The organism is Streptomyces durbertensis (genome assembly GCF_014156695.1).
GTDB lineage: Bacteria > Actinomycetota > Actinomycetes > Streptomycetales > Streptomycetaceae > Streptomyces > Streptomyces durbertensis.
In genome coordinates, this window is the sequence record NZ_WMLF01000641.1 from 1 (window position 1) to 2184 (window position 2184).

A 2184-nucleotide genomic window follows, 5' to 3' on the forward strand; every position below is an offset into this window, starting at 1 on the left:
AACCACCGGGAGCCCGAAGTGGAGCTATTCGACGGCATGCCCGCGCCCGTCCGCAAGGCGTGGCAGCGAAGCCTGACCACCGGCCGCGCCGCCATGAGCCGGCGGCGACTGCTGCAGGCCGGCGGGCTCGCCGTCGGCGGCGCCGCGCTCACCGCCTGCGGCATCCCGCCCGCGCAGACCGGCACGGGCGGCGAGGACCCTCGCGTCAAGGACCTCTCGGCGAAGGAGCGGACGCTCACCTTCTCCAACTGGCCGCTCTACGTCGACGTCGTCGAGAGCGGGAAGGACAAGGGCAAGCGCCCCACCCTCATGGCGTTCGAGAAGCGGACCGGCATCAAGGTCCGCTACAGCGAGGACGTCAACGACAACAACGAGTTCTACAGCAAGATCAAACCGCAGCTCGCGGCCGGCCAGGACACCGGACGCGACCTGGTCTGCCTCTCCGACTGGATGGCCGGCCGCCTCATCCGGCACGGCTGGGCCCAGCGCCTGGACCCGGCCAACATGACCAACGCCGTCACCAACCTGGAGAACCGCTTCCGCGCCGCCCCGCACGACCCCGGCCGCCAGTACAGCTACCCCTGGGCGGGCACCGCCGCCGTCGTCGCCTACAACATCAAGGCGACCGGCGGCCGCAAGGTCACCAGCACCGAGCAGCTCCTCACCGACCCCAAGCTCAAGGGCCGCGTCTCCCTGCTCACCGAGATGCACGACACCATGGGCCTGATCATGCTCGGCATGGGCGCCGACTCCGCGTCGTTCACCGACGACGACTTCGACGCCGCCATCGACACCGTGCAGCGCGCCGTGGACCGCAAGCAGATCCGCAGCTTCACCGGCAACGACTACATGGACGGGCTCAACCGGGGCGACATCGCCGCCTGCGTCGCCTGGGCCGGCGACATCGTGCAGCTCGGCTTCGACAACCCGAACATCCGCTTCCACCTGCCCGACACCGGCTATCTCTTCGGCACCGACGACATGCTCGTCCCCGCCCGCGCCCGGCACCGGGCCAACGCCGAGGCGTTCATCGACCACTACTACCAGCCGAAGGTCGCCGCCGAACTCGCCGCGTGGGTCAACTACATCTGCCCCGTCACCGGAGCGCGCGAGGCGATGGCCGACATCGACGAGGAACTCGCCGACAACCCGCTGATCTTCCCCGACGAGGACATGATCAAGAAGGGCCATGTCTTCCGTCCCCTCAGCGAGAAGGAAGAGGAACGGTACGAGGGCCAGTTCGCCCGCCTCATCGGCGCGTAGGGCCCTCCCCGCGCGCTGCCCGTCGGTGCCCTTACGATCCGGAAGCGATGCACACATGACGATCCGACTCACCGGGATCAGCAAGACCTTCGGCGACTTCACCGCCGTCCACCCGCTCGACCTCACCATCCCCGAGGGCTCCTTCTTCGCCCTCCTCGGCGCCTCCGGCTGCGGCAAGACCACCACGCTGCGCATGATCGCCGGCCTGGAGGAACCCAGCACCGGCAGCATCCTGCTCGGCGACGACGACATCACCCACCTGCCCCCGCACCGCCGCCCCGTCAACACGGTCTTCCAGAGCTACGCCCTCTTCCCCCACCTGGACATCCACGACAACGTCGCCTTCGGGCTGCGCCGCCGGGGCATCAGGTCGGTGACCAAGCAGGTCCAGGAGATGCTCGACCTCGTCGAACTCGGCCACCTCGCCCGGCGCAAACCCCGCCAGCTCTCCGGCGGACAGCAGCAGCGCGTCGCGCTCGCCCGCGCCCTCATCAACCGCCCCCGCGTCCTGCTGCTCGACGAACCGCTCGGCGCCCTCGACCTCAAGCTGCGCCGCCAGATGCAGCTCGAACTCAAACGCATCCAGACCGAGGTCGGCATCACGTTCGTGCATGTCACGCACGACCAGGAGGAGGCCATGGCGATGGCCGACACCGTCGCCGTGATGCGCGGCGGCCGCGTCGAACAACTCGACGACCCCGCCGAGCTGTACGAGAACCCGCGCACCGCGTTTGTCGCCAACTTCCTCGGCACCTCCAACCTCATCGAGGCCGAGATCGTCGCGACGGGCGGCGGCGCCACCCACTGCAAGGCGGCCGGCGAACGGCTCACGCTCCCCACCGCCCGTGGCGCCGAGAACACCCCCGAGGGTGCCGCCCTCCTCGTCGGCGTCCGCCCGGAGAAGATCAGCCTCACCCCCAC

General features: G+C 69.6%; 2 protein-coding genes. Both read left to right on the forward strand.

The annotated features are described in order from the left end of the window. Positions 1–36 precede the first annotated feature (36 nt). Positions 37–1263 carry a polyamine ABC transporter substrate-binding protein gene (locus tag GL263_RS25385; protein WP_182858083.1) on the forward strand — a complete coding sequence of 409 codons (1227 nt, stop codon included), beginning with the start codon at positions 37–39 and terminating at the stop codon, positions 1261–1263. Positions 1264–1318: 55 nt separating this feature from the next. Continuing rightward, a partial coding sequence (locus GL263_RS25390; RefSeq protein WP_182858082.1) for an ABC transporter ATP-binding protein occupies positions 1319–2184 on the forward strand: 866 nt, incomplete at its 3' end.

Excerpts from the sequence above, each read along its gene's own strand:
- GL263_RS25385 (WP_182858083.1), top strand. The coding sequence starts at position 37 with ATGCCCGCGCCCGTCCGCAAGGCGTGGCAGCGAAGCCTGACCACCGGC.